The 25,651-nt window shown below is 56.1% G+C and carries 25 protein-coding genes and 4 pseudogenes; 19 read left to right on the top strand and 10 right to left on the bottom strand.

The genetic code is table 11. From position 1 onward, the window contains the following. Window positions 1-59: 59 nt before the first annotated feature. Window positions 60-1,124 (top strand): bifunctional DNA-binding transcriptional regulator/O6-methylguanine-DNA methyltransferase Ada, encoded by a 1,065-nt coding sequence (gene ada / locus KGA85_RS07185; RefSeq protein WP_223460906.1) that lies wholly within the window; start codon window positions 60-62, stop codon window positions 1,122-1,124. Here ada and KGA85_RS07180 read toward each other — a convergent pair whose 3' ends face one another. Then, complete coding sequence (locus tag KGA85_RS07180; protein ID WP_223460904.1) at window positions 1,125-2,108, bottom strand: MDR family oxidoreductase; 984 nt, start codon at window positions 2,106-2,108, stop codon at window positions 1,125-1,127. A 178-nt stretch (window positions 2,109-2,286) separates the two neighbouring features. Between KGA85_RS07180 and KGA85_RS07175 the strand changes: the two genes are divergently transcribed. The 7 genes from KGA85_RS07175 to KGA85_RS07145 all read left to right on the top strand — a co-directional run bounded on the left by KGA85_RS07175 (window position 2,287) and on the right by KGA85_RS07145 (window position 9,275). After that, a complete protein-coding gene (locus tag KGA85_RS07175; protein WP_223543023.1) occupies window positions 2,287-4,740 on the top strand; it encodes an autotransporter in 2,454 nt (817 codons plus the stop codon). A 104-nt stretch (window positions 4,741-4,844) separates the two neighbouring features. Further along, a complete protein-coding gene (locus KGA85_RS07170; protein ID WP_223543022.1) occupies window positions 4,845-5,912 on the top strand; it encodes an NAD(P)H-dependent flavin oxidoreductase in 1,068 nt (355 codons plus the stop codon). A 122-nt stretch (window positions 5,913-6,034) separates the two neighbouring features. Next, window positions 6,035-6,802: a molybdate ABC transporter substrate-binding protein gene (gene modA, locus KGA85_RS07165; RefSeq protein ID WP_223460649.1), complete on the top strand. Its 768-nt coding sequence runs from the start codon at window positions 6,035-6,037 to the stop codon at window positions 6,800-6,802. After that, window positions 6,803-7,483 carry a molybdate ABC transporter permease subunit gene (gene modB, locus KGA85_RS07160; RefSeq protein WP_223460650.1) on the top strand — a complete coding sequence of 227 codons (681 nt, stop codon included), beginning with the start codon at window positions 6,803-6,805 and terminating at the stop codon, window positions 7,481-7,483. It abuts the gene before it with no gap. A gap of 3 nt (window positions 7,484-7,486) precedes the next feature. Then, window positions 7,487-8,566, top strand: coding sequence for a molybdenum ABC transporter ATP-binding protein (modC, locus tag KGA85_RS07155; protein WP_223460651.1), 1,080 nt, complete (start codon window positions 7,487-7,489; stop codon window positions 8,564-8,566). A gap of 126 nt (window positions 8,567-8,692) precedes the next feature. Next, a complete protein-coding gene (locus tag KGA85_RS07150; protein ID WP_223460652.1) occupies window positions 8,693-8,914 on the top strand; it encodes a hypothetical protein in 222 nt (73 codons plus the stop codon). A gap of 130 nt (window positions 8,915-9,044) precedes the next feature. Then, window positions 9,045-9,275: a hypothetical protein gene (locus KGA85_RS07145; protein ID WP_007975977.1), complete on the top strand. Its 231-nt coding sequence runs from the start codon at window positions 9,045-9,047 to the stop codon at window positions 9,273-9,275. Between the two features lie 161 nt (window positions 9,276-9,436). Here KGA85_RS07145 and KGA85_RS07140 read toward each other — a convergent pair whose 3' ends face one another. Further along, window positions 9,437-10,099, bottom strand: a complete 663-nt coding sequence (locus tag KGA85_RS07140) for a TetR/AcrR family transcriptional regulator (RefSeq protein WP_223460654.1) — start codon at window positions 10,097-10,099, stop codon at window positions 9,437-9,439. A 177-nt stretch (window positions 10,100-10,276) separates the two neighbouring features. On the opposite strand from KGA85_RS07140, the gene KGA85_RS07135 reads away from it, so the two are divergent. Continuing rightward, complete coding sequence (locus KGA85_RS07135) at window positions 10,277-11,119, top strand: NAD(P)H-binding protein (RefSeq protein ID WP_223460655.1); 843 nt, start codon at window positions 10,277-10,279, stop codon at window positions 11,117-11,119. Window positions 11,120-11,210: 91 nt separating this feature from the next. After that, entirely contained in the window at window positions 11,211-11,405 is a 195-nt protein-coding gene (locus tag KGA85_RS07130) for a hypothetical protein (RefSeq protein ID WP_223460657.1), read from the top strand. Between the two features lie 496 nt (window positions 11,406-11,901). On the opposite strand, the gene KGA85_RS07125 is transcribed toward KGA85_RS07130, so the two are convergent. The 6 genes from KGA85_RS07125 to KGA85_RS07100 form a co-directional block, all read right to left on the bottom strand. Next, complete coding sequence (locus tag KGA85_RS07125) at window positions 11,902-12,378, bottom strand: Lrp/AsnC family transcriptional regulator (protein ID WP_223543021.1); 477 nt, start codon at window positions 12,376-12,378, stop codon at window positions 11,902-11,904. A 178-nt stretch (window positions 12,379-12,556) separates the two neighbouring features. Then, a complete protein-coding gene (locus KGA85_RS31385) occupies window positions 12,557-12,688 on the bottom strand; it encodes an E3 binding domain-containing protein (protein ID WP_223460661.1) in 132 nt (43 codons plus the stop codon). A gap of 94 nt (window positions 12,689-12,782) precedes the next feature. Then, window positions 12,783-15,491, bottom strand: coding sequence for an alpha-ketoglutarate dehydrogenase (gene mdeB, locus KGA85_RS07115; RefSeq protein WP_223460663.1), 2,709 nt, complete (start codon window positions 15,489-15,491; stop codon window positions 12,783-12,785). Between the two features lie 93 nt (window positions 15,492-15,584). Continuing rightward, window positions 15,585-16,505, bottom strand: coding sequence for a branched-chain amino acid transaminase (locus KGA85_RS07110; RefSeq protein WP_223531534.1), 921 nt, complete (start codon window positions 16,503-16,505; stop codon window positions 15,585-15,587). A 69-nt stretch (window positions 16,506-16,574) separates the two neighbouring features. Next, the gene (locus KGA85_RS07105; protein WP_223531535.1) at window positions 16,575-17,366 is read right to left on the bottom strand and encodes an HpcH/HpaI aldolase family protein; all 792 of its coding nucleotides are present in this window, start codon (window positions 17,364-17,366) and stop codon (window positions 16,575-16,577) included. Between the two features lie 364 nt (window positions 17,367-17,730). After that, window positions 17,731-18,336 carry a hypothetical protein gene (locus KGA85_RS07100; protein ID WP_223531536.1) on the bottom strand — a complete coding sequence of 202 codons (606 nt, stop codon included), beginning with the start codon at window positions 18,334-18,336 and terminating at the stop codon, window positions 17,731-17,733. A gap of 615 nt (window positions 18,337-18,951) precedes the next feature. On the opposite strand from KGA85_RS07100, the pseudogene KGA85_RS07095 reads away from it, so the two are divergent. The 4 pseudogenes from KGA85_RS07095 to KGA85_RS07085 all read left to right on the top strand — a co-directional run. After that, a pseudogene (locus KGA85_RS07095) lies at window positions 18,952-19,284 on the top strand (hypothetical protein); the annotation flags it as partial. Further along, a pseudogene (locus KGA85_RS07090) lies at window positions 19,280-19,534 on the top strand (cytochrome d ubiquinol oxidase subunit II); the annotation flags it as partial. The pseudogenes KGA85_RS07095 and KGA85_RS07090, both read left to right, overlap by 5 nt. A 177-nt stretch (window positions 19,535-19,711) precedes the next feature. Next, a pseudogene (locus KGA85_RS31380) lies at window positions 19,712-19,912 on the top strand (tyrosine-type recombinase/integrase); the annotation flags it as partial. 64 nt (window positions 19,913-19,976) lie between these two features. Next, a pseudogene (locus KGA85_RS07085) lies at window positions 19,977-21,135 on the top strand (transposase); the annotation flags it as partial. Between the two features lie 167 nt (window positions 21,136-21,302). On the opposite strand, the gene KGA85_RS07080 reads toward KGA85_RS07085, so the two are convergent. Together KGA85_RS07080 and KGA85_RS07075 are read right to left on the bottom strand one after the other, a co-directional pair. Continuing rightward, entirely contained in the window at window positions 21,303-21,620 is a 318-nt protein-coding gene (locus KGA85_RS07080; protein ID WP_223460671.1) for a hypothetical protein, read from the bottom strand. A gap of 504 nt (window positions 21,621-22,124) precedes the next feature. Continuing rightward, window positions 22,125-22,430: a hypothetical protein gene (locus KGA85_RS07075; RefSeq protein WP_223531537.1), complete on the bottom strand. Its 306-nt coding sequence runs from the start codon at window positions 22,428-22,430 to the stop codon at window positions 22,125-22,127. A gap of 103 nt (window positions 22,431-22,533) precedes the next feature. Here KGA85_RS07075 and KGA85_RS07070 point away from each other — a divergent pair, with 103 nt between their 5' ends. The 5 genes from KGA85_RS07070 to KGA85_RS07050 all read left to right on the top strand — a co-directional run bounded on the left by KGA85_RS07070 (window position 22,534) and on the right by KGA85_RS07050 (window position 25,630). Beyond that, the gene (locus KGA85_RS07070; protein ID WP_223543020.1) at window positions 22,534-22,872 is read left to right on the top strand and encodes a hypothetical protein; all 339 of its coding nucleotides are present in this window, start codon (window positions 22,534-22,536) and stop codon (window positions 22,870-22,872) included. Continuing rightward, window positions 22,869-23,174, top strand: a complete 306-nt coding sequence (locus tag KGA85_RS07065) for a DUF4406 domain-containing protein (RefSeq protein WP_223543019.1) — start codon at window positions 22,869-22,871, stop codon at window positions 23,172-23,174. Before KGA85_RS07070 ends, KGA85_RS07065 begins: the two co-directional genes overlap by 4 nt. Window positions 23,175-23,269: 95 nt before the next feature. Next, window positions 23,270-23,626 carry a hypothetical protein gene (locus KGA85_RS07060; RefSeq protein ID WP_223543018.1) on the top strand — a complete coding sequence of 119 codons (357 nt, stop codon included), beginning with the start codon at window positions 23,270-23,272 and terminating at the stop codon, window positions 23,624-23,626. Window positions 23,627-24,390: 764 nt separating this feature from the next. Further along, window positions 24,391-24,597, top strand: coding sequence for a DUF4224 domain-containing protein (locus KGA85_RS07055; protein WP_223531539.1), 207 nt, complete (start codon window positions 24,391-24,393; stop codon window positions 24,595-24,597). 1 nt (window position 24,598) lies between these two features. Next, complete coding sequence (locus tag KGA85_RS07050; protein ID WP_223543017.1) at window positions 24,599-25,630, top strand: tyrosine-type recombinase/integrase; 1,032 nt, start codon at window positions 24,599-24,601, stop codon at window positions 25,628-25,630. Window positions 25,631-25,651: the final 21 nt, after the last annotated feature.

The raw sequence follows: 25,651 nt of genomic DNA, 5'->3' as shown, positions 1-25,651 counted from the left end.
AGTGTGTGGGAATTGCCCCATGGTTAATGTGCAGGCAACCCCTCAATGGACGTGACGCCATGACAACCCAATCGACCAAGATCACCATCGAAAACGATCCACGCTGGGCCGCCGTGGTCGCGCGCGATCCCAAGGCTGACGGGCAGTTTGTCTATGCCGTGAAGACCACTGGCATCTACTGTAATCCCAGCAGCCTCGCGCGCTTGCCCAAACCACACAATGTCGAATTCTTCGATAGCGCCGAACAGGCCCGGGCTGCAGGTTATCGTCCGAGCAAACGCGCGACAAAGGATCAGAGCGAAGTCGCCGCGCAACATGCCGCCACCGTGGCCGCCGCGTGCCGCCAGATCGAAAGCGCGCAAACGCTGCCCGCCCTAGGCGAATTAGCTGAGGCGGCGGGCCTGAGCAGCTTCCACTTTCATCGCGTGTTCAAAGCCGTCACCGGCCTGACGCCCAAGGGCTACGCCGATGCTCATCGCTCACGCAAGGTGCGCGAGCGACTGGCAACCGGCGGCTCGGTGACCGATGCCCTGTATGACGCCGGCTTCAACTCCAACAGCCGGTTTTACGAAGCGGCTGACCATCTGCTCGGAATGAAACCCGGGGACTACCGCGCGGCCGGTCAAAACAACGACATTCGTTTTGCCGTCGGCCAGTGTTCGCTGGGCGCGATTCTGGTGGCGCAGAGTGAGCGCGGGGTCTGTGCGATCCTGCTGGGCGATGATCCGCACCAACTGGTCTGTGATCTGCAAGACAAATTCCGGCGCGCCAACCTGATGGGTGCCGATCATGAATTCGAGCAATTGATTGCCAGGGTCGTCGGCTTTATCGAGGCGCCGGCCATTGGCCTGGATTTGCCGCTGGACGTACGCGGCACGGCGTTTCAGGAGCGTGTCTGGCAAGCGCTGCGGGACATTCCCGTGGGCAGCACTGCCAGCTACGCCGATGTCGCCCAGCGTATCGGTCAACCAAAAGCCGTTCGCGCCGTGGCCCAGGCCTGCGGCGCGAACAGCCTGGCCGTGGCGATCCCTTGCCATCGCGTGGTGCGCAGCGATGGCAATCTGTCGGGCTATCGCTGGGGTGTCGAGCGCAAACGGCTGTTGCTGGAGCGCGAGTCGCAGTGATCAGCGATTCACATCCACCACCACGCGCCCGCGTAACTGCCCGGCCAGCAAGCGCGGCGCGGCTTCGATGGCTTCGCTCAAGCCGATTTCGTGACTGATCAGCGGCAACAGATTGAAGTCCAGATCCTGGGCCAGGCGATTCCAGGCTTCCACGCGCTTGGCTTTGGGCTGGGTCACGCTGTTGATGCCGGCCAGGGTCACGCCGCGCAAGATGAACGGCGCAACGGATGCCGGAAAGTCCATGCCCTGGGCCAAACCGCAGGCCGCGACGGTGCCATTGGCCTTGGTGCTGGCGCATGCGTTGGCCAGGGTGTGGCTACCGACCGAGTCGATGACGGCCGCCCAGCGCTCCTTGGCCAAAGGTTTGCCCGGCTCGGACAAGGTGGCGCGATCAATGATTTCGCCGGCACCCAGTTGCTTCAGGTAGTCGTGCTCCGAGGTTCGTCCGGTAGACGCGACCACCCGGTAGCCGAGCCTGCTCAGCAACGCTATGGCGAAGCTGCCGACGCCACCGTTGGCGCCGGTCACCAGAACTTCGCCCTGCCCGGGCGTCACACCGTTGTGCTCCAGCGCCAGGATGCACAGCATCGCCGTGTAGCCCGCCGTACCGATGGCCATCGCCTGGGCAGCGCTAAACGCCTTGGGCAGCGGAATCAGCCAGTCACCGTTCAAGCGCGCCTTCTGCGCCAATCCACCCCAATGCCCTTCACCCACGCCCCAGCCATTGAGCAGGACTGCGTCACCGACCTTGTAGTCCGGGTGCCCGCTGGTTTCGACGACACCAGCCAGATCGATGCCCGGCACCATCGGGAATTTGCGCACCACCGGACTGCTGCCGGTGATCGCCAGGCCATCCTTGAAATTCAGCGTGCTGTAGGCAACACGCACCGTGACATCGCCCTCGGGTAACTGATCGTCCTGGATCTCTTGCAGTGTGGCCCGGTAACCGCTGTCGTCTTTGTCGATCAAAATGCCTTTGAACATTACGGCCTCTCAATGGAATCAGTCTGGTGGTGGTGCAATTGAAATAACACATGGCAACGGATTGCCGTACCCGACTTTAAGCCAATCAGGCAAACCGCCGAGCGTTTTCATTGACGGCGGCTATGCTTTTCGCAACCTTGAAATGCCGCAACAAACTGTCTTGTCGATGGAGCTGACAATGCCTCAACTGCGTTTATTCACCGCCTTTCTGATGCTCTGCCTGGTTCCGCTCAGCGACGTCCAGGCAGCACCGGAGCAACCCCTCCAACCTTCCGCGAATCAGGCGCCCGCCTCCCCCAGCTGGCCACAGGTGCTGGCTGCCGGCGATACCAAGTTGACCATCTACCAACCGCAACTGGACAGTTGGGACGGCTACACCCTGAACGCGCGGACTGCCGTGGAGGCCACGGGCACCGATGGCAAATCCACCTACGGCATCGTGCAGTTCAGCGCCCACACGCTGGTCGACAAGGCCACCCGCTGGGTGGCGCTCGACCATTACACCATCACCAAAGCCGATTTCCCCGATAGCGCAACCAAGGCTGACAGCTGGGTCGCAGCGGTGAAACAAGACGCCGAGAACCGCACGAAAAGCATTTCTCTCGACCAACTCGAAGCCGCGCTCGGCGTCATCGCCGCCGAGCAAAAGTCCGGCAGCGAGCCGCTGGAAAATACCCCGCCGACCATTATTTCGTCCGAGGTACCCGCACTGCTGGTGTACATCGATGGCGAGCCTGCCTATCGCCCCGTTGATGGCACCTCACTGCAGCGGGTGATCAACACCCGGCCGCTGCTGCTCAAGGATGCGCAGGGCAAACATTACCTGCACGTGTTCGATGGCTGGATGGTGGCGGACAATCTGGGCGGGCAGTATGCGCCACTGCACCCGCCTTCAGCCGAGCTGGAGAAAGCCAAGAAAGCTGCGATCCAGGGTCGCCAGGTAGACCTGCTGACGGGCCAGAGCGATCCGAAGGACAAAATACCGACACTGGCCAAGCCGCCGATTCCGCAAATCCATATCGCCACGGTGCCGACCGAGCTGATCGTGACTGACGGCCCGCCGCAATGGCAGCCGATCCAGAACACCAAGCTGCTGTATGTGACCAACACCACCGGGCATATTTTCAAGGAGATCGGTGACCAGGACAGCTACGTGCTGATCTCGGGCCGCTGGTTCCGCGCCGGTGACATGAAAGGCCCTTGGACCTTTGTGGGGGCAGACAAGTTGCCGGCGGACTTCGCCAACATTCCCGATGACAGCCCCAAGGAAAACGTAAAAGCCTCGGTAGCCGGCACGCCGCAAGCCAGGGAAGCGGCGATTGCAGCGACCATTCCGCAGACCTCGGCGATCAAGAAAAGCCAGGTGAAAATGAGCAAGCCGGCATTTGACGGCGAACCGCAACTCAAGGCCATCAAAGGCACGCCCCTGCAATACGTGGTCAACAGCCCGATGCCGATCATCATGCTCGATGCACAAAGCTGGTACGCGGTGGAGAACGGTGTCTGGTTCGTGGCCACGTCGGTGCAAGGCCCCTGGACGGTCGCCTCTTCGGTGCCGGCGGTGATCTATTCGATTCCGCCCAGTTCACCGATGCACTACGTCACTTACGTGAAAGTCTACGAAGCCAGTGACGATACGGTCGTCGTCGGTTACACGCAGGGGTATCAAGGTTCGACGCTGGACCCTGACAGCGGAGTGGTGGTGTATGGCACCGGTTATCCGTATACGCCGTGGGTGGGCAGTATCTGGTACGGCCCGCCGGTGACCTATGGCTTTGGCGTGGCGATTCGCTACACACCCTGGACGGGCTGGACGTTCGGCTTCGGTTTCGGCTGGAGTTGGGGCGGCAGTACGGTCGCCGTGGGTTGGGGCTGGGGCGCCTATCCGTGGTGGGGCAATTACGGTTGGGGTTACGCCTGGGGGCCGCATCTGTACCCGGCGCCAATGCCTTGGGGCGGTGCCGCTTACGGTTATCATGGCGGCGCTGTCGCCTGGGGCCCCGGTGGCTGGGCCGGCACGACCGGCAACATCTACCGCCAGTGGGGCGACCGTGCTTCGGTCAGCCGCTACGGCGGCGGTTACAACGCCTGGACCGGCAATCGCTGGGCCGGTCAGGTCGGTGCCTCCTACAACTCGCGCACGGGCATCGCCGCGGCCGGCCAGCGCGGCGCGGTACACAACGTCTACAACGGCAACTATGCCGCTGGTCGCAGCGGCGTGGCCGTCGGCCCCAACGGCGGGGCCATTGCCGGCCAGCATGTGACGGCCGGCAACGTCCGCACCGGTACCCAGGTCACCGCCAATCGCGGTGCCGTCTACAACCCCAATACCGGCAACACCACCCAGTACGGTGGTATCCATGATCGCAACGGCGGCGTGGCGCATGTCGGCGACAACGTGTACGCCGGCCATGATGGCAACGTTTACAAGAGGACCGATAGCGGCTGGCAATCGATGGTTCAAGGCGGTGCAACCCATCTCGATTCGGCCAACACTGCCCAGGTCCAGAATCTCAACCGGGAATACGATGCGCGCTCCTTCGGTAATGATCGCTTCAACAATTTTCACGACTCTTCCGGGTTTATGAATCGCTCCTTCGGGGGTGGGGGTGGAGGCTTCCACCGACGCTGAAAAAGCCTCAGCCGCTGAAATGACGACTGGCCTTGCGCCAGTCGTTGCGTTACAAATCCTGTTCTACCGTCCCTGCCCGGATTCAACGTCGGAGAACTCAGCACATGAACCAATGGCCAGATACCCGCATTCTTGACCTGCTCGGGATCGAACTGCCGATCATTCAGGGGCCGATGGCCGGTGCCACCAACTCGTCCATGGTGATTGCAACCTGCAATGCAGGCGGCCTGGGCTCGATGCCAGCGGCAATGCTCAGCACGGATCAACTGCGCGAAGAGCTGAAGACCATCCGCCAACACACCCAGCGCCCGATCAACGTCAACTTCTTCTGCCATCAGCCTCCAGCCCCTGACGAGCAACGCGCGCAGGACTGGAAAAACCTGCTGCAACCCTACTATCAGGAGCTCGGCATCGACTTCGATGCGCCAACGCCGGTGTCCAACCGGGCGCCGTTCGATAACGCTGCCTGCGAAGTGGTCGAAGCGTTTCGCCCTGAAGTGGTGAGTTTTCACTTTGGCCTGCCGGAAAAATCCCTGCTCGACCGGGTCAAAGCCACCGGTGCGAAGGTGCTGTCCTCGGCCACCACCGTCGCAGAAGCGGTGTGGCTTGAGCAGCATGGCTGCGATGCAATCATTGCCATGGGCTACGAGGCCGGAGGCCATCGCGGGATGTTTCTCAGCGATGACCTGAGCAGTCAGGTGGGGACTTTCGCCCTGGTGCCCCAAGTCATCGATGCGGTGAAAGTGCCGGTGATTGCCGCCGGCGGCATCGCTGACGCACGAGGTGTCGCCGCCGCTTTCATGCTCGGCGCTTCGGCGGTACAGGTGGGTACGGCGTACCTGTTCACGCCTGAAGCCAAGGTCAGTCCTTCCCATCACAAAGCCTTGCGCACCGCCAGGGAAAGCGAGACGGCCGTCACCAATGTGTTCACCGGTCGCCCGGCCCGGGGCATCCTCAATCGGGTGATGCGTGAACTGGGGCCCATGAGCGCCAAGGCCCCGGCCTTTCCCCTTGCCGGTGGCGCGCTGATGCCGTTGCGAGCCAAAGGTGAAGCGGACTTCAGCAACCTCTGGGCCGGCCAGGCATTTACCCTCGGCGTCGATTTGACCACCGAGGCACTGACTCGAAAGCTGGCTGAAGAAGGATTAGCGAGACTGCTAGGTCGCCCCTGAGCAGCACCTGCGTTAAAATTGTATACAATTTTGTGACAGCACATTCCGTTTAAAGGCAATTCGCTATATATTTTTGTACATAACGATTAACCTGCTGCAATTGCCTTTAACGGAGCCGTTTCATGACCATTCGTGCCTCACGTTTTGCCCCGACCTGCCTGGCGAGCCTTCTCGCCGTATTCACCTTCGGCTCAGCCCAGGCGGACGAAGTCCAGGTGGCTGTCGCCGCCAACTTCACCGCGCCTATCCAGGCCATCGCCGCTGATTTCGAAAAAGACACCGGGCATAAACTGGTCGCATCCTTTGGCGCCACCGGCCAGTTCTACACCCAGATCAAAAACGGCGCGCCGTTCGAAGTGTTCCTCTCGGCAGACGACAGCACCCCGAAAAAACTTGAAGCCGAAGGCGACTCCGTCAAGGGTTCGCGCTTCACCTACGCGGTCGGTACCCTGGCGCTGTGGTCGGCCAAGGAAGGCTACGTCGATGCCAGGGGCGATGTGCTGAAAAAGAACGCCTACCAACACCTGTCCATCGCCAACCCCAAAGCCGCGCCTTATGGCCTGGCGGCGACCCAGGTATTGGCCAAGGAAGGTTTGACCGACGAGGTCAAGGACAAGATCGTTGAAGGCCAGAACATCACCCAGGCCTATCAGTTCGTCTCCACCGGCAACGCCGAATTGGGTTTTGTCGCCCTGTCGCAGATCTACAAGGACGGCAAGATCACCAGCGGTTCGGCCTGGATCGTTCCCGCCAGCCTGCACGACCCGATCAAGCAAGACGCGGTGATTCTCAACAAGGGCAAAGACAACCCGGCCGCCAAGGCACTGGTTGACTACCTTAAGGGGCCGAAAGCGGCCGCTGTCATCAAGTCCTACGGTTACGAAATCTAAATGTCGCTATCGAGTGCCGACTTTTCCGCCATCTGGCTGACCCTGAAACTGGCGTCCCTGACGACCGTCATCCTGCTGATTGTCGGCACTCCGATTGCGTTATGGCTGTCGAGCACCCGCTCCTGGCTGCGCGGCCCGGTCGGGGCGATTGTCGCCCTGCCCCTGGTGCTGCCGCCGACGGTGATTGGTTTTTATCTGTTGCTGGCGCTCGGCCCTCACGGGTTCTTTGGCCAGCTCAGCCAATCACTCGGCCTTGGCACCCTCACGTTCAGTTTCGCGGGGCTGGTCATCGGTTCGGTGTTGTATTCGATGCCGTTTGTGGTCCAACCGCTGCAAAACGCTTTTTCCGCAATCGGTACACGCCCGCTCGAAGTGGCCGCGACCTTGCGGGCTAATCCCTGGGACACCTTTTTCAGCGTGACGCTGCCCCTGGCCCGCCCCGGTTTCATTACCGCGGCCATTCTCGGCTTCGCCCACACCGTCGGCGAGTTCGGCGTGGTGCTGATGATCGGCGGCAACATTCCCGAGAAGACCCGCGTGGTCTCGGTGCAGATCTACGATCACGTCGAAGCCATGGAGTATGCCCAGGCCCATTGGCTGGCCGGGGCGATGCTGGTGTTCTCGTTTGTCGTTTTGCTGGCGCTGTATTCCAGCCGTAAAACCAAAGCGGGCTGGAGCTGATCGATGATTCAAATGCGTCTGAAACTACGTTATTCGGGCTTCGCCCTGGACGTCGACCTGCAGCTGCCGGGCCGTGGCGTCACTGCGCTTTACGGTCATTCCGGCTCGGGTAAAACCACTTGCCTGCGCTGCATCGCCGGCCTGGAGCGGGCCGATCAAGGCTTTATCCAGGTCAACGATGAAGTCTGGCAGGACAGCGAACACAAGATCTTCGTCGCGCCGCACAAGCGCGCGCTGGGCTACGTGTTCCAGGAAGCCAGCCTGTTTCCTCATCTATCGGTGCTGGCCAACCTGGCGTTCGGTCTCAAGCGCATCCCGAAGTCCCAGCGTCGGGTCGACATGGCCCACGCCACCGAATTGCTGGGCATCAGCCATCTGCTGGACCGGCACCCACAACACCTTTCAGGCGGTGAGCGGCAGCGCGTCGGTATCGCCCGCGCCTTGCTCACCAGCCCGAAACTGTTGTTGATGGATGAGCCACTGGCCGCGCTGGATGCTCAACGCAAAAGTGAAATCCTGCCCTACTTGCAACGCCTGCACGACGAACTCGACATCCCGGTGCTGTACGTCAGCCACTCCCAGGATGAGGTCGCGCGGCTGGCCGACCATATCGTGTTGCTCAGCAACGGCAAGGCGCTGGCCAGCGGCCCGATCGGCCAGACCCTGGCACGCCTCGATTTGCCGCTGGCAATGGGGGATGACGCCGGTGTGGTGATCGAAGGTCGCGTCAGCGCCTATGACGCCGACTACCAATTGCTCAGCCTGCAACTGCCCGACACCACCCTCGACATTCGTGTGCCTCATACGCCGCTGGATAAGGGCCAGGCACTGCGCTGCAAGGTCCAGGCGCGGGATGTGAGCCTGAGCCTGGACAATGCCGGGCACAGCAGCATTCTCAATCGCCTGCCAGTCACCGTCGTCAGTGAAATGAACGCCGACAACGCCGCCCATGTGCTGATTCGCCTGGACGCTGCGGGCACGCCACTGCTGGCGCGGATCACGCGATTTTCTCGCGATCAACTGAACGTCCATCCTGGCCAACAACTCTGGGCACAAATAAAAGCGGTCGCGGTGCTGGCGTAAATCCGCCGGCACGGCTGCACCGGACAGAGGTCACTGCCTGAACCGACGAATTAACTTGTCTATTTTTTGCACGATCACCAATGGCTTCTATAGTTGAACTGAACACGAATCAGCTGCGGAGACGCCATGGAAGACATTTTCGTCGTGAAGCGTTGCAACAAGATCATCATCCATGGCCGCCGTGAGGGTGAAATTGACCACCTGCCACCGGACGCTGCGGTCTGGTACCGCATCGCCGATACCCGCACCCAGGGCTTTATCGGCGATGGCTACGAAGTTGAAGAAGATGCCGTGCGTGTTTGCCGTCAGTTGAACGCTAAATCACAAGTGACAGCCCGACAAAGTTGACGGCTCGTCACCATTTTTTAACGGGGCTATACTGAAATAGTTGAAGGATCAGTAACCCTTTCGGCAGAAAGCTCGCTCCAGGCGGGCTTTTTGCTGCCACTCCCAGGTTTCTTGAACGGAGGTGTTTCCCATGTCCGAAAAAGAGTCCATCACCACCCTGCTCACTTTGCTGGACTCGCGTCAGGCTCGCCTGGCCGCCGCCTGCAAGGAAATCGCCGACTGGGTCGATCATCAAGGCGGACACCCCACCGCCCTCAGAATTCGTGATCGCCTGAACGATATCGAAAAGGACACGCCGCTGATCCGGCACACGCTGTCGTCTCTCCAGCCTGTCGACCGGCCTCTGCCTCGGTTCAGATGATCCGTCACGGATTTGCGGTACGAGGACAGGCCCGATTCGGGCAGCATGATCGGTGACAGTGACGTCTCCGAACGTTTGGCTGCCTGCTGGATTTCCATCCTTTCTCACAACCCGACCTGGTGTCGGGATTTTTGTTGCCCAAAACCAATCGAGAGACCTCATTACTTGTCGACGCCCTTGCGCGCTGGCTCCATGACCTCGCGCAGGGACATGCGTTTGAACGCCTCGACCAGTGCGCGCCCCTCCTCTGGCGCACAAGTAACCGCCAGGCGCATGGTCGCCTCGCCCAGGTGCCAGATCAAAAACGCGGATTCCTGAACCTGTTGCTCATCGCTTTCCGGAAATACACGAAGCATGGCCTGGGCGAGCAGCGCTCCGGCAATCCGGCTCTCCCCCAGTTCCAGCTGCAGCAACTGCTTGTCGGCCTGCATGCCGGACCAGATGTCACGCATCACCGGTGTCGCCATCACGATCTCGTAATACTGATCGAGCAACTGCGAATAGGCGGCATGCAAGCCCTCAGCATCCTCGACGGCCTCCATTGCCTCTGTAATGCAACGACGGCTCTCAGCGTTGTAACGTTCGGCCAGCATCCGGATGACGGAGCTCTTGTCAGGGAAATACTGATAAAGGGAGCCGATCGAGATCTCGGAGCACTCGGCGATTTCACTCATCTTGAGTTGGTCGCTGCCTTTGTCCGCGATCAATTGAGTGGCCATGGCCAGAATCCGCTCCTGACGATCGCGGCTGCGCTGTTGCGTGGGATGACGTCGAACCGCTTGCGCAGCAGGCTGTTCGAGGGTTTCAGAGGGCTTCTTGCGCACGAGCGAATTCCCGTTCAATAACATGACATGTACTCACCTTAGCATCGCCGCTCGCCGCGCCCAATAACGGATGCCACACGTCGGGGAATTCGATCTGATGGGTTGACGGAAAAACATGAGCATCTATCATCTTTTAAACGTGAGTTACACTCACATTAACCGATGGAGATGAACGCGATGAAAAATGCCCAACCAATCACGCTGGTCCTCGGTGCCACCGGCAAAACCGGACGGCGTATTACACAACGGCTCGAAGCGGCCGGCCTGCCCGTTCGCCGGGGTTCGCGCGACGCCAATCCACCCTTCGACTGGGAGGATCGATCAACCTGGGACGCCGTGATAGATGGTGTTCATGCGGCCTACATTTCCTTTCAACCTGATCTCGCCGTTCCAGGCGCCCTTGAAACCATCCAGGCTTTCACCGACCTGGCGGTGAAAAGCGGAGTCCGCAAACTGGTTTTGTTATCCGGGCGCGGCGAAGTTGAAGCGGAACAGGCCGAACGCGTCGTACAGGACAGCGGGATTGACTGGACGATTCTGCGGGCCAGCTGGTTTTGCCAGAATTTCAGCGAGGCACACTTTCTTGAACCCATTGTGCAAGGTGAACTCGCACTCCCCGTCGGCCAGGTCGCCGAACCCTTTGTCGATGCAGAAGACATCGCCGAGTGTGCCGTCGCAGCACTGACCCAAACCGGACACACCGACCAGCTCTATGAATTGACCGGCCCTCGGGCGTTGACCTTTGCTCAAGCCGTGACCGAGATTGCCCGCACCACCCGGCGCAACATCGAATTCGTGGCCGTACCGCCGGACGCCTACCGACAGGCAATGGAACAGGAACAACTTCCCCCGGAGTTTATCGATCTGGTGTTGTATCTGGTCACGACTGTGCTGGACGGTCGCAACACACCCGTGGCCGATGGCGTGCAGCGGGCACTGGGTCGGCCGGCCCGCGACTTTAGCGACTACGTACAGCGCACTGCCGCTACGGGAATCTGGGGAAATGGAAGTCCGACGTAAAGCAGTGGCGAGAACCTGCTTCGTCGACTAGGGTTTTTGCGTATCGAACTGCGGCGCCTTTATTGGCAGGAGCCTGATCAAGGAGGTACCCATGTCACCCAATCGTAGTGCTGAACAAACCTACCGCCAGTGGTCCAGCCCGATCCTGTTGGAACTCAAGGAGCGAGAACATCAAATGAACCCGTCAGACCGCCAGGCCTTGGAAAACGTACTGCTGGAAAGAAGGCTGATCGATACCGGCAACCCAACCGGCAGCGATCGCCGCAAGGCAGACCCGGCATCCTGAAAAGCATCAGGCAACCACGATCAAGATAGAAATAATGGAGCAGAAACAAACAAGGGCTTGCATCAGTTTTCGCTTGCAAGCCCTTGATTTTACGTGGTGCCCAACACTGGAATCGAACCGGCACACCCTTGCGGTCCGGAAAATCCACCTGTTTCAAGTGCCAACGTATGCTCTGTGTCCGATGTTGTTCCAACTCTCATTAATCTATTTTTGATAACTATTAATTTCCCTACTCCGCTCCTTTGGCTTTGAATGCGCATCGAGGAGGGGCGGCTAAGGTAGGACTTACAGGTGACGCCTTTGACGGATGCTTCGAATGCAGCCCAGCCTGCATTTGAAGAGGCTGACCCTCCTCACCATGTGTACTATTTTGCCCCGCATCTTCCCCCAGGAGGTGCGGGGATTTTTTTACAGCAATAAGTACAAGTCAGAAGCAAAGCTGATAAGCGCTTGGCAAGTCGCATGCACTTCAAACAGGTTAGATACATACTCCCTACTACCCGACCATCAAATTCACTGGCGTTTTAACTTCCTTTACGACAAAGGAGGTGCAAACGTCTTTGACACCTGGAAAACCATTTATATTGTTTCTGGCAAACTCACTGAATTCAGCCAAATCAGTTGCCAAGACCGTTAACTGGTAATCATAAACCCCTGAAATGCAGTGGCAGGCTATAACCTGCTCAAAAGAAGTTATCAACTCCTCGAAAGCCTTCATATGGGTAGTATCCTTTTGATCCAGGGATACCTGTACAAAGGCAGTAATAGCGTAACCAAGCATTTCGGTATTAATGCTGGCATGATAGCCTCGCACCAGACCTATTTCTTCAAGTCTTTTGACCCGTCTCCAACATGGAGATGCGCTCAGTGATACCAGCTCAGCAAGCTCCGCACTCGACAGTCTTGCATCCCGCTGGAGTGCCGCCAATATGCGGCGATCCGTAGCGTCTATCTTAACCTTTGGCATGATCATTTCAAAAACCCCAAAAATACAGAATATACATTCCATATCCTTTCAATAGAGCAAGGGATTTTAGCATAAGTTTTTTCAAGAAAGCCGTAGTATCTTCTCATTGGTTTACATACTGGGCTGGGAGCCCGCTGCCTTGAGGCGACCCCACAAGGGACTAGTTCTCGGTTAAGCAATAATATCAGTTTAAACCCGAGGCGCGGCAAAGGTTAAATTTGCTAAAAATCCGAAATCCCGACATACAATTAATTTCATTCAGTGGCACCCCAAGCTCCCGGGCTAACTTACGAACTGATGGTGAAGCGAACGGCAAAATTTCATTGGAAACTACTTTCTTAATGTTTGCCTGATAGCGTTATTGGGAATAATGGGCGAAAGCAATTTCGATGCCCCCTCACAAATTCACATCAACATTCCCAAGGGGCTGTTTCGTCAAATCCAATGTCGTATTTTTCAATTGCACGAGAACAGATTTCAGCACTAAGTTGCCCTTCGTGCACCAAGCCCCACAGGGCGCTCAGGACTATCTGATGTCGGTCGACTTCAAAAAATTTGCGTAAAGCTGTGCGAGTATCGCTGCGACCAAAACCATCGGTACCCAGAACGACATAGTGATCCTCAACATAGGAACCAATAAGTTGCGCAAGCGCGCGCACGTAATCGGTCGCAGCAATGATTGGAGTCCCCTTCGGCAAACACTCACTCACATGGCTAGTCTTCTGATCGCCTTCAGGATGATGCCGGTTCCAGCGTTCTACTCCTCTGGCGTCCCTGGCGAGCTCTGTAAAACTCGTGACACTCCAGACCTCGGAATCGACCTGCCAATCTGCGCTCAGGAGTTCTGCTGCAGCCATCACTTCTCGCAAGATGGTTCCTGATCCGAGCAGCCGAACTTTGTTCGATTCCGCTCCACACTTTTGTTCTGAGAAGAGGTACATGCCTTTGATGATGTCTTTCTCAACATCCGTCGGCAGGCTGGGCTGAGCGTAGTTCTCATTCATAAGGGTGACGTAGTAGAACTCATCAACCTGCTCCTCCAGCATCTGACGCATGCCATGGTCTAGAATTACGGCAAATTCACCAGCAAATGCGGGGTCATAAGCTCTGCAATTTGGCACCAGAGCAGCCATCAAATGACTACTGCCATCTTGATGCTGCAGACCTTCCCCGCCCAAGGTTGTACGGCCTGCCGTGGCTCCGAGCAGAAAGCCTCTAGCCCTCTGATCAGCTGCCGCCCAAATGAGATCGCCGACTCGCTGAAAACCGAACATTGAGTAATAGATGTAGAACGGCAGCATGGGCAGACCATGGGTAGCATAGCTAGTTGCCGCTGCCACCCAGGAGCTGATGGCACTCGCTTCGCTGATACCCTCTTCGAGTATTTGACCATCCAGCGCCTCTCGATAGCTCAGAATCGAGCCAATGTCCTCTGGCTCATAATGCTGACCGACGCTGGAATAGATACCGATTTGCTTGAACAGATTCGCCATCCCGAACGTCCGGGCTTCATCTGCCACAATGGGAACCACACGCCGTCCCAAAACAGGATCTTTTAGCAAGCTACTGAGCATCCTGACAAAAGCCATGGTCGTGGACATTTCCTTGCCTTGCGCTTTGGTGGCAAAGCTTGCATAAACATCCAATCCGGGTACCGCGACCACAGGAACATTCGTTTGCCGGCTTGGCGTAAAGCCCCCAAGGCTTTGCCGACGCTCAAGGAGATAGCGAATTTCACGACTATCATCGGCAGGCTTGTAGAACGAGAGAGTCTCAACCTGCTCATCAGTCAAAGGAAGATTGAATCGATTTCTAAAGCCAATAAGGGTTTCGCGATCAAGCTTCTTTTGCTGATGAGTCGTCATCTTCCCTTGGCCGGCTTCGCCCATCCCATAACCTTTTTTGGTCTGGGCAAGAACCACGGTAGGCTGGCCCTTATGAACAGAAGCAGCGTGGTAGGCGGCATAGATCTTCACCATATCGTGGCCGCCACGTTTCAGCCGATCGATTTGTTCGTCTGTGAAACCTTGGGCAAGCTTTGCCAATGCTTCGTTTTGACCAAAGAAATGATCCCTGCTGTAACGTCCGTCTTTCGCCGCAAAAGTCTGGAACTGCCCATCAACGGTTTCCGAAAGGGCCCGCACCAGGCTTCCGTCAGTGTCACGAGCGAAAAGCCCGTCCCAATCAGACCCCCAAACCAGTTTTATGACGTTCCAGCCAGCCCCGACAAACAATGCTTCCAGCTCGTCGATGATTCGCCCATTGCCTCGCACCGGCCCATCTAACCGTTGAAGATTGCAATTGACTACCCAGATCAGGTTATCCAGACCCTCCCTTGCAGCCAAAGTAAGAGCTGACATGCTTTCCGGTTCATCCATCTCACCGTCACCGAAAACGCCCCACACTTTTCGCTCAGATGTGTTTAACAGGCCACGGTTGTGAAGATACCGCATGAATCGGGCCTGGAAGATCGAACTAATCGGGCCGATGCCCATCGATCCCGTCGGAAACTGCCAGAAGTCCGGCATTAACCAAGGGTGTGGATAGCTGGACAAGCCCTGTACCCCTTGGCTAGAAGCGGTAATCTCCTGCCGGTAATGCTGAAGGTTCTCTTCTCCCAGCCGTCCCTCAAGAAAGGCTCGCGCGTAAACTCCTGGTGCCGAATGAGGCTGATAGAAGACCAAATCGCCACCAAAAGAGTCGCTCCTCGCTCTGAAGAAATGGTTAAAACCAACCTCGAACAAATCAGCCGCACTCGCGTAGCTGGCAATATGACCACCCAAGTCCCCATATGCCTGGTTAGCACGTACGACCATGGCTAGAGCATTCCAGCGAATTATCGATGACAGACGTTCCTCGATTGCCAAATCGCCTGGGAATGCAGGCTGCTTTGTCACGGGGATGGTGTTGACGTAGGGCGTAACCAGCGTAGGTTTCCAGCCAATGCCGGGATCACGGACGAGACTGACCAGCTCATCGATGATTTCGCGGGCCCTCTCAGGGCCGCTATTTTCAATCAAGGAAAGTAGCGCATCACGCCACTCTGCAGACTCCTGCGTGTCGCTTTCGCTGGTGGAAAACTCCAAACTTTCAGGAGTACCGTGCTGGGAACTATTCATGGTTATCTCACCTCACATCAAGAAGTCTAGCCACCATTAGGAATAGTTGACTGTGGCTCCAGCAATAGCCGCGACATCCTGGTCACCCGACCATCAAACATAGGTCAACCAATGAGCGTACTTTTCATTAGTTCCATGTACTGCGCAAAAGTAGACCTCTTGAAGCTGCTGAGTGATAGGGCCTCGCGAGCCCGCACCGATTGTCCGACCATCGAGCTCTCGAATAGGTGTTACTTCAGCAGCGGTACCTGTAAAGAACGCCTCATCGCAGCAATACAGTTCGTCGCGAGTGATTCGTTTCTCCCGAATTTCGAAGCCCAAATCCCGAGCAATTAGCATAACCGAGTCACGGGTTATGCCATCAAGGCAAGACGCCAGATCGGGAGTGTAAATAACCCCGTCTCGAACCATGAAAATATTCTCGCCCGCACCCTCACTCACATAACCCTCGGTATCTAGCAATAGCGCCTCGTCAAACCCCAGCGAAGTAACCTCTCGGTTAGCCAGGATGGAGTTGATGTAATAGCCACAAGCTTTTGCACGCACCATGGAAACGTTGACGTGATGGCGGGTGAAAGACGATGTTTTTACTCGAATGCCTTTTTCCATGCCCTCCTCCCCTAAGTAAGATCCCATGGGCCATGCAGCTGTGGCGACATGAATTGTGTTGTTTTTTGCTGCGATACTCAGAAAGTCTGAACCGATCCAAACCAAAGGACGTAGATAGCAAGCGTCGTACTTGTTTGCTCGAATGACTTCTTCGCACGAGTTACGAATAGTTTCCTCATCGAACGGAACTTCCAGTTGAAAAATTTTAGCCGAGTTAAAAAGACGACGAATATGCTCTTTCAGACGGAAGATTGCAGGGCCACGCGCAGTTTCGTATGCGCGCACGCCCTCGAACACGCCCATGCCATAATGAAGTGTATGGGTCAAAATATGAGTTTTGGCCTCACGCCATTCAACTAACTCGCCATCTTTCCAGATTTTCCCATCACGATCTGACATCGACATTTACAACCTCCAATACAAACAATGAAAACAACAAATACTCATCGATACCACTCGATGTTCAATTCGGTATTATCTTTTTAAGTTGAGAGCATCCAAGGCGTCTGTCGCCCCCTTGGTCAACCAACCTGTATCCGAGTGAAGTGCGATAAAGGTCACGCCCTTTTCCCTGTACTGGCGGGCTTCTTCCACCGAGGTCGCAAAGATTCCTACTGCTTTGGAATGCTTGCGGGCAGCTGTCAAGACTCTCTCTACCGCAGCCTTGACATCATCGTGCCTGGTCTGCCCCAGTAGCCCCATGCTTGCAGACAAATCAGCCGTACCAATAAACAGGCAGTCAACGCCCTCGACTTCAGCTATAGAGTCGACGTTCTCTAGCCCTTCCACTGACTCGATCAGGACAATCGCACAAGCCTGGTTGTTTGCGGATTTGACATAGTTACTGTCCAGCCCATACGCCCCCGCTCTGACCATTCCGGCGACGCCTCTGACACCACTTTGATCTGGTAGTGGGAATAACATCGATGCCACTGCGGCTTGCGCGTCAGCCGCACCGTTAATGTTCGGGAAGACAATAGTCTGTGCCCCACAATCCATGGCGCGCTTGACCAAAGAAGGATCATTGGCGGTTACTCGTACTGCACCTACGGCTCTTGCCCCATTAAAACCCGCCGCATCAATGGCTCTAAGTTGAGCAGCAATATCCTGGGTATCACTAGGGCCGTGCTCGGCATCGATGACCAACCAATCAAAACCGCAATGAGCAATCAGTTCAGCGACCGCAGGGCTCGCGAGCGTCAGCCAACAACCGAGGGTTGGTTTAGCGTTTTTCAAACTGTGCTTGATTGGATTTACAAAGCCCATGGCAGATCTCCTGGCATCGTGATGCGGCGGTAATCGATGGCTCATGTTAGGCAAATACCAGGGGTATTTTTTGCGCATTTTCATTAACAGAAACGACATGCGACAGAACATTCATTCCACTTTTTTGGCATCCGCGAAATCGTCATGCTGATGTTGGTGAAATTCAGTGGAATGCCGCCGAAACGGTACTCGCCCAAAACTCACACAGACGTTTTTAGTTAACCGACATGCCAGAACCATTGAGTACATCTGGGTTATTTGTAACGACAGAAATCGTTGAATCGAGAGATCTTGGCAGTGAAGGTCAGATCGACGCATCCGGTCTAGTCGCCCAATACGTCGGGTTAATCACCCATCTGCCACGCTAAAACCACCCACTCCGATCATCTTCCAGTTCCTGGCGGCATTGCTTGAGTTGCGCGCTGTAAATTTCTGACTGCTTTTGCACTTTCTGGGCAACCTGCATCAGCCACGGTTTACTGCGATAGGAATTGCGGCTAAAGCCCTCACGCCCCTCGTGGTAAGCCAGGTACTGATTGTAGGTGTCCCATTGGGAGATACCGAGCTGACGCTGAGTGCCAGTGGCGTACCAGCCGATAAACATGATCGCGTCGTCGAAGCTGTCACGCGAACCACCGTTGCCAGTATCGTCCTTGTACTCACCCCACACCGGATCTTGAGCCTGCGCATAACCGTAAGCCGAACTGACTCGTCCCCAAGGGATCACCCAGAGCAGGTAGTCACGAGGCGGCAATGCGTCCGCCACGTAGCTGCTTTCCTGCTTCATGATCGCCATGGCCACATGCAGAGGCGTTCCATATTCACTCTGCATTTCCAGTGAGTCCTCATACCAGTCGGGATACTCACGGTAAATACTGCAGAGATTGCTTTGATCTTTTGGTGGCATAGTCGTGCAACCTGTCAAAAACATAAACAACAAAGCCAACAACAAAACTTGTCCTTGTTTCATTCATCATCCTCAAAAATAAGGGCATAAGGTGCCCTCCGTTTACTGCAAGGAGCCAGAGTCAGGCAGGTGCAGGCAAAATCGTCAGAAGACATTGATCTTGACCGCGTCACCCTTATTGAGAGATTGCTTTGTAAGTCCCTATTGCAGAGTTAACCTGGGAAATTCATTGGTCAACCAACTGCAAAGCCAAAGCCTGCAAGGCTTTCATGCTTGAGGTAGCCCTTTTTGCGTGGACATGACTGGGCACTACATTCGCAAGCGTAACGGGGTGAGGGTGATGGCTATCACCCAGAACAGTTAAATCCACGTCGCCTCAGGGCAAGCAGCCCCTACCAAAAGCGCTCGGAGAAATAGGGTCGCTACTATCTCCAAAAATGGGGCATTACACCCACCCAACCGGGCGTTTACCACCTAATTTGAGGAATGGTCCCCTCTTCACCCTTTCTCTCGCTTGAAAGACTCAGAAACAGCCTGTTAATTAATTTGAGCTTTTTCTTCGCCCTATTGAAATGGCTCATTAGTTGCAGCCCCCCTGGTACCCGCAACAGCTGTCGTCCCGGACATCATGGATGACGGCGGGGCTCGCCAGATTCGGCATGACGCGAGGGGTGAAAAATGAAACGCGTGACACCGCCATGCAGCTCCATTGCCTTGCTGCTCAGGTCAAGCCCGCCCTGTGCGATGCTCCTTACCGTCCCCAAGGCCGCGCTGGATGTGCTGACCTTATCACCCGCCAACCAAGGCGCGATTGTCCTGCCCAACGGCGTGTTCGGTGACCGGAACACGCCACGGGCCGACAACGAGCTTCCACCAAACTTGCAGACATCATTCAAAATCCCCACCAACGGCAAGCCCAACCCATTGTTCGGGGCTCAGCCGTACACTCGGCAACTGCTGTTGCTCGAAGAATTCGGCACGGAAAAACTCGACCCGACACTGCCGACGCCAAAGTCATACGCACTGGCCGTTTTTGTTCACCCGGATGCTGATGCTCCTCGCTTACATCAGCCTGGCACTGAGCATCTGGCCGAACATCATCCCGCCATCCGCCAGCCTGTGGTCGGCAGTATCACCGGCCTCCAGTCGGCTGTTCGCCCTGATCGGCGCACTGATCATCCTGCCGGTGATCCTGATGTACGCCTGCTGGCGCTATTACGTGTTCCGCGGAAAAGTGAGAATTGATGATGGCTTCCTCTGATAAATCAATTGCTCGAATCACGAAAAGGCCGATGCCCCTTTATAAGCAGGTCGCTCAGTTGGGCCTAATGTTTATCGCGTTGCTGATGATGCTGGCGTTGTCCGCTGCACTGGCGATGGAGTTGACCCTTGGAGCGCTCTGACAAGTCCGGAAAAAAAAGCAAATCATCCTCTCGGTACCGGCCTTCGGGATGCGATGGGTCTTGCCTACTTGACCGGTCAGCGGGTGACTGACACACGACGTATGGACGCGCGAGACATTCGAGATGGGCAAATTTGGGTGCTACAAGCGAAAACAAACACCAAGCGGCGGATTGGGATCACGGGAGAACTGAAGGTTTTGATTGATCGAATCATGTCCGGAAAGTCAGAACACAAGTGTAGTGGTCTAATGAAACCGGACACCCATTTAGGCGAGAATGCTCGCCAGATAGAGGTGTCTGATGACCAAGCAACGTCGTTCCTTTTCCGCTGAGTTCAAACGCGAGGCCGCAGGCCTCGTGCTCGATCAAGGCTATAGCCATACCGAAGCCTGCCGCTCGCTTGGGGTGGTCGAGTCTGCTTTGCGTCGCTGGGTTAACCAACTCCAGCAGGAGCGCAACGGCGTTACTCCGCAGAGCAAAGCCTTGACGCCTGAGCAGCAGAAAATTCAAGAACTGGAAGCTCGAATCGCTCGCCTTGAGCGGGAGAAATCCATTTTAAAAAAGGCTACCGCGCTCTTGATGTCGGAAGAGCACGAGCGCACACGCTGATTGATCAGTTAAGTGCCCAGGAACCGGTCGATTGGCTTTGCGCGGTCTTTGACATCACTCGTTCGTGTTACTACGCCCATCGCCTCAGTCGCCGATCTCCGGACGTTGAGCGGCTTCGGTTGCGCAGTCGGGTCAACGAACTGTTTACGCAAAGTCGAAGCGCTGCCGGTAGCCGCAGCATCGTGTCGATGATGCAAGAAGACGGCGAGCAAATCGGGCGGTTCAAGGTGCGTGGCCTGATGCGGAACTGGCATTAGTCAGCAAACAACCTGGATCACATGCCTACAAACAAACGACGGTCGAGCGACCTGATATTCCGAACATCTTGAATCGGGAGTTTGATGTGCCGGCGCCCAATCAAGTCTGGTGTGGCGACATCACCTACATCTGGGCACAGGGGAAATGGCACTACCTGGCGGCCGTCCTGAATCTTTGTGCACGTCGAATTGTGGGCTGGGCGTTGTCGAACAAGCCGGATGCGGATCTGGTCATCAAAGCGCTGGATATGGCTTACGAGCAGCGAGGCAGGCCTCAGGGACTGCTGTTTCACTCGGATCAGGGTTCGCAATATGGCAGCCGACAGTTTCGCCAACGGCTCTGGCGTTACCGCATGCGCCAGAGCATGAGTCGTCGGGGAAACTGCTGGGATAATGCGCCGATGGAACGCGTGTTCCGGAGTTTGAAAACTGAGTGGATACCGACCGTGGGCTACATGACAACCCAAGAAGCGCACCGAGACATCAGCCACTACCTGATGCATCGGTATAACTGGATTCGACCGCACCAATTCAACGGTGGGCTGGCTCCGGCTCAGGCCGAGAAAAAACTTAACGTCGTGTCCGGGATCAGTTGACCACTACAGGTGTAAGCGCGTCTTGGGCTGAAGCGAAACACTGTGCAGCTCGAAAAAACGACATAAAGCCTCCTGGCTAGTTCAGAAAGCCAAATCATACGCACCTACTCACAAACTTCCATCACCCCACTGTCGCATCCGGTCACGGAGGGCGGCGCCTACGATCACGACCCTACGTGCGAAAGCTCTTCGTCAATGATTCGCTCTGCATTCTTCGCAGCGGTTGTCGCAAACTCGTAACAGACCCAGTAGTCCTGCTCTGTTACGGATGCAGATCCCTGCAAGTTCTCCAGGCAGCGCGTTAATGCATGCTTTATCAAGCCATCATTTAGAGCATTGCGGGCTGCCTCTTCACCTTCAACCGCTCGAATGGCAGCTTCGATTTCTTCGATCTGCTCAATCTTTGCCGCCAGCGCGACCTTGGCGAACTCATCTCGTTCGATGATTTTGGTCCAAGAGTGATCAACTATCAGCGTTTTCATTAGTAGCTCCCTGTCTTCCAGGCTCATTCCGGGTTATCAACCAATAGCCCACAAACTCACATCTCGCCACCGCATCCGGTCACGGAAGACGGCGCCACCTGATACACACCGTACCGCCGCACCCTGGGCGGGAGCGGCGCCTAGATCCGAAGGTCGTCAATCATTTGTCTTGCGTCGTTGCTTACATCAATTTTGGCCTGTTCGCGATCCTTCCAAATCTTGTCAGCGTACTTCCGGGGTGGAAGTCCTTCAATTTTGAGCCTTGAGGTGAAGCCGTTCGAATAGGCCTCAAAGTAGATAGTGAACACGCGCCCTTTATGGCTTGAATGAAGCATTGATCTCTCCTTGACCCGGTTCCATGCCGGGCCGAGCACAAATACCCCACTTCAACGAATCACGCCAGCCGGCGGAGATTGGAGGCTAAGGTTGCGAATGAGCAGCAAAGCGTCAGCTCTCGTCTCAACCTTTATGGCCCAGTGCTCGTCACCTACCTTGTGCGAGTCATCAGTGAAGCTGTCGGAAAACTGCGCCTTCAGCGTGTCCTTTTTGTACCGCTTCATCTTGATTACTGGCGGACGCCACTGAAAAACCAGTTATTTCTGAGAAGGCATGATCGAAAAGCACCATTCGCCATTCAGGTCGACAGCAATGGACCGGACCTCTTTCTGTGGCGACACCCGGCAGGTGACCATTTTTAAACAGGTGAAGTTGCCAACCAATAAAGCGAAGGCCTCTCTTACATCCGTTATCCCGGATGTACTCATAGAACTCAGCGATTCGCTCCGAATCCTCAGCACCTTTCAGCATCATCAATCCTCCACCCTACCCCTCAAACACTGTAGCCGTTTGGCGACGAGGCACACCTATGTCCGTACAGCAGAAGAAACCCATTTTCCTCCATGGACAGCCAAGCATGGGCCTGCCATTCGAAAAAGAACTGGAAGTTGACCTGTTCGCCGGTGGCGGCGGTGCCAGCACCGGTATTGACTACAGCGGCAAGCGGATCTTCACGCATGATACGGTGTGGGGCGGGAAATGGCGCGGGTTCACCCACGGCGGAACGCTGCGCGACTTGGTCAAAGAGTTCCGCGATTACATCTGCACCGGGGAGCCGCTACACCCTGGCTATCTCGGACCTGAACGGTTCAATGACAGCAACATCTGGGGTTACGACGAAGCAGATATGCAGTCAGTTCGCGAGCAGGCCGGCGCCCTTCCAGTGTTCCGCCAGCCAGACGTGGAGGCTGCATGAAGCGCATCTACCTCAGCGGCCCCATGACCGGCCTGCCCCACCCCAACTTCCCCGCCTTCGCCGCAATGACCACCAGCCTGCGCGCCGACGGCCACACCGTCACCAACCACGCCGAACTCAACCCTGACGGCGGCTCCTGGAATGACTGCATGCGGCGCGACATCGCCGCCCTGGTGTACTGCGACACGGTGGCCACGCTCCCGGGTTGGGAGCATTCAAAGGGCGCCTGCCTCGAAGTGCTGATCGCTGAACGCCTCGGCATGACGGTTGTGAATCCCAATGATCTGGTATCGATGGGGTGACTGTCGGTCTCGCCTTTTGTCGCAAGTCGATTGACTGACAGGGACCTTTGGAGCCCAGTAATCAGCTGGCTAAACCTGATCAGAAGAGAAACACCATGTCGAAGATAACGGTGATATCCGGTGACTTTCTGGCAGGTGATGCTGAATTTCAATCTGGACTGTTCATTTTAAAATCTGCAGTAAAACCTTCTCTTGAAATAAAGATACCCATTTCAAAACTAGAAACCTTAGAAACAGCAACCGAGGAAATAGTTAATAAGAAAGGGAGCGTTATTCGATGGAGTCTGGCTGGAGCATTGCTTTTAGGTCCGATTGGACTAGTTGCGGGCTGGTGGCTATGTGATAAAGAAAAGGAAATAACTTTCTACGCAAAATTCAAAGATGGCCGCAGCCTTCTTGCCACAACTGATATCAGCACTTACTCCAAACTCTCCGCATCTCCCCACAAGTAACACCACTTCCCCCTTCAAAGCCAGCCGCTATAGCGACAAAGACGAAGTCATACCTGAAGAAATCGTTTTGATCCAGCCAGCCCCTGTCGTCCGCGATAAGAATGGCAAGTCCCGGCATAGGACGCCCCATGCCCACAGAAAACCAAACCTGTTGCGCCGCCATAGGATGAGCGCACGACGGTGATGAAGCCGGTCATCAGCGCCGTGCAACATGCCCTTCGCCAGATCGAAGCAAGAACTTCTATCTAATCTGAAGTTACCGACTTTCTAGAACGATTCCGCAGGCTGGTAGATCTCTCTTCTGCATCCCGATGTAGCAAGGAAACGTTGTAATCGTAGGTCGATATCAATGGCACAGGCTCCGCATTCCGGGACATATCAAGCCATCGCCTTGTGCGTTCGATGTCGAAGGATTCCTTCTTGAACTTCATCTTCGCAACAAGGTTCGCTGAAACCCTGAAGTGTCCACAACCAGCTGAGCATTTGACCTCTGACCAGTCTCCAGGCGCTTGAACAATCCTGGCGGCAGCCTGACAGATTAAGCACTTCATATTCGATCTCCATATCAGTGACCTATCAACTGTAGCCGATCATCGGCGAAGGAAATCCCCATGCCCACAGAAAACCGATTCACCCGGTTTCACCCGGACCCGCAAGACGCTGATTAGCATCAGCGCAACAGCCGCCGACTTGGCGCCTTCAGCAAACGAACTGCCACCTCCACTCACCCACCTTCTGCCGCCACCCGCGGCATGGAGACGCTTATGAACATTCAGTTTCTTTCCCACACGGAGGTCTGCGAGCTTACCGGCGCGCGGAACAAGGCAGGCCAGATCCTCAACCTGAAGAAGAACGGCGTCAGGCACACCATTAAGGTGAATGGCTGGCCAAGTGTCACGGCGATGGCCGTGACCGCGGTCGGTATGTTTGAGCCAGAGAAACCCGCATGGACACCACGCAAGGCTAGCTGACATGGGACGACGACCAAGCAAACCCGGATCAGTCGCCCGGCTGAGAGAGCGCAAGAAAGCCAGCGGCCGGATTTTCTATTATTACGACACCGGCGGCAAGGACCGCAAAGAAATTCCGCTGGGCAGCGATTACGGTCTGGCGATCATGGAGTACGCGAAACTCGAGCGTGATCGCACCGCCACCGACCTGGTGGCCAAGGTGATCACCTTCCGTTACGTGGCCGAAAAGTATTTGGTCGACGTGGTGCCATCAAAGAAACCAGCAACGCAAAAAGACAACGTCAGGGAGTTGAAAAACCTGATGTCATTCTTCGACGACCCGCCGGCCCCGCTCGAAACAATCCAGCCCCTGCACGTCCGCCAATACCTGACCTGGCGCAAGGCCGCGCCAGTGCGCGCCAACAGGGAGAAGGCCCTGCTCAGTGCAATCTGGAACTTCGCCCAGGATATCGGCTATACCGCGCTCGCCAACCCTTGCGCAGGAATCAAGGGAAACAAGGAGACGGGGCGGGACATCTACATTGAGGACGCACTGTTCAAGCGCGTGTACGAGAAAGCTGACGCCGGTCTACGGGATGCGATGGACCTTGCCTATTTGACTGGCCAACGGGTGACCGACACTCGATTGATGGATGAGCGCGACGTCCGAGAGGGTCAGATATGGGTGCTGCAGGGCAAGACAAACGCCAAGCGCCGAATCGAAATCACTGGGGAGCTGAAGGTTTTGATTGATCGAATCATGTCCCGAAAGTCAGAACACAAGGTCCGCTCAACGCGGCTGATCGTTACCGAGGATGGCACACCAATGTCGATGGCGATGTTGCGGGGAAGGTTTGACTTGGCCAGAGAAGCAGCCGGGGTTGCAAAATCCGAGTTCCAGATGCGCGATTTGCGCGCTAAAGCCGGCACGGACAAGGCGGAGTCAAGCGGCGATATTTTGCAGGCCAGAGATCAACTGGGGCATACGACCATCGTAATGACCGAGCAGTACATCCGCAATCGAAAAGGGAAAAAGGTATCTCCAACGAAGTGAATTGCGGACCAGATCAATAAT

Source organism: Pseudomonas sp. GL-B-12 (genome assembly GCF_019955895.1).
Classification (GTDB): domain Bacteria; phylum Pseudomonadota; class Gammaproteobacteria; order Pseudomonadales; family Pseudomonadaceae; genus Aquipseudomonas.
Note: the sequence above shows the minus strand (reverse complement) of the source record. Positions and strands in the feature narration are given on the sequence as shown.

Coding starts and splice junctions, on each gene's coding strand:
- ada (WP_223460906.1), top strand. CDS start 60: ATGACAACCCAATCGACCAAGATCACCATCGAAAACGATCCACGCTGG.
- KGA85_RS07180 (WP_223460904.1), bottom strand. CDS start 2,108: ATGTTCAAAGGCATTTTGATCGACAAAGACGACAGCGGTTACCGGGCC.
- KGA85_RS07175 (WP_223543023.1), top strand. CDS start 2,287: ATGCCTCAACTGCGTTTATTCACCGCCTTTCTGATGCTCTGCCTGGTT.
- KGA85_RS07170 (WP_223543022.1), top strand. CDS start 4,845: ATGAACCAATGGCCAGATACCCGCATTCTTGACCTGCTCGGGATCGAA.
- modA (WP_223460649.1), top strand. CDS start 6,035: ATGACCATTCGTGCCTCACGTTTTGCCCCGACCTGCCTGGCGAGCCTT.
- modB (WP_223460650.1), top strand. CDS start 6,803: ATGTCGCTATCGAGTGCCGACTTTTCCGCCATCTGGCTGACCCTGAAA.
- modC (WP_223460651.1), top strand. CDS start 7,487: ATGATTCAAATGCGTCTGAAACTACGTTATTCGGGCTTCGCCCTGGAC.
- KGA85_RS07150 (WP_223460652.1), top strand. CDS start 8,693: ATGGAAGACATTTTCGTCGTGAAGCGTTGCAACAAGATCATCATCCAT.
- KGA85_RS07145 (WP_007975977.1), top strand. CDS start 9,045: ATGTCCGAAAAAGAGTCCATCACCACCCTGCTCACTTTGCTGGACTCG.
- KGA85_RS07135 (WP_223460655.1), top strand. CDS start 10,277: ATGAAAAATGCCCAACCAATCACGCTGGTCCTCGGTGCCACCGGCAAA.
- KGA85_RS07130 (WP_223460657.1), top strand. CDS start 11,211: ATGTCACCCAATCGTAGTGCTGAACAAACCTACCGCCAGTGGTCCAGC.
- KGA85_RS07125 (WP_223543021.1), bottom strand. CDS start 12,378: ATGATCATGCCAAAGGTTAAGATAGACGCTACGGATCGCCGCATATTG.
- mdeB (WP_223460663.1), bottom strand. CDS start 15,491: ATGAATAGTTCCCAGCACGGTACTCCTGAAAGTTTGGAGTTTTCCACC.
- KGA85_RS07110 (WP_223531534.1), bottom strand. CDS start 16,505: ATGTCGATGTCAGATCGTGATGGGAAAATCTGGAAAGATGGCGAGTTA.
- KGA85_RS07105 (WP_223531535.1), bottom strand. CDS start 17,366: ATGGGCTTTGTAAATCCAATCAAGCACAGTTTGAAAAACGCTAAACCA.
- KGA85_RS07100 (WP_223531536.1), bottom strand. CDS start 18,336: ATGAAACAAGGACAAGTTTTGTTGTTGGCTTTGTTGTTTATGTTTTTG.
- KGA85_RS07080 (WP_223460671.1), bottom strand. CDS start 21,620: ATGAAAACGCTGATAGTTGATCACTCTTGGACCAAAATCATCGAACGA.
- KGA85_RS07075 (WP_223531537.1), bottom strand. CDS start 22,430: ATGATGCTGAAAGGTGCTGAGGATTCGGAGCGAATCGCTGAGTTCTAT.
- KGA85_RS07070 (WP_223543020.1), top strand. CDS start 22,534: ATGGGCCTGCCATTCGAAAAAGAACTGGAAGTTGACCTGTTCGCCGGT.
- KGA85_RS07065 (WP_223543019.1), top strand. CDS start 22,869: ATGAAGCGCATCTACCTCAGCGGCCCCATGACCGGCCTGCCCCACCCC.
- KGA85_RS07060 (WP_223543018.1), top strand. CDS start 23,270: ATGTCGAAGATAACGGTGATATCCGGTGACTTTCTGGCAGGTGATGCT.
- KGA85_RS07055 (WP_223531539.1), top strand. CDS start 24,391: ATGAACATTCAGTTTCTTTCCCACACGGAGGTCTGCGAGCTTACCGGC.
- KGA85_RS07050 (WP_223543017.1), top strand. CDS start 24,599: ATGGGACGACGACCAAGCAAACCCGGATCAGTCGCCCGGCTGAGAGAG.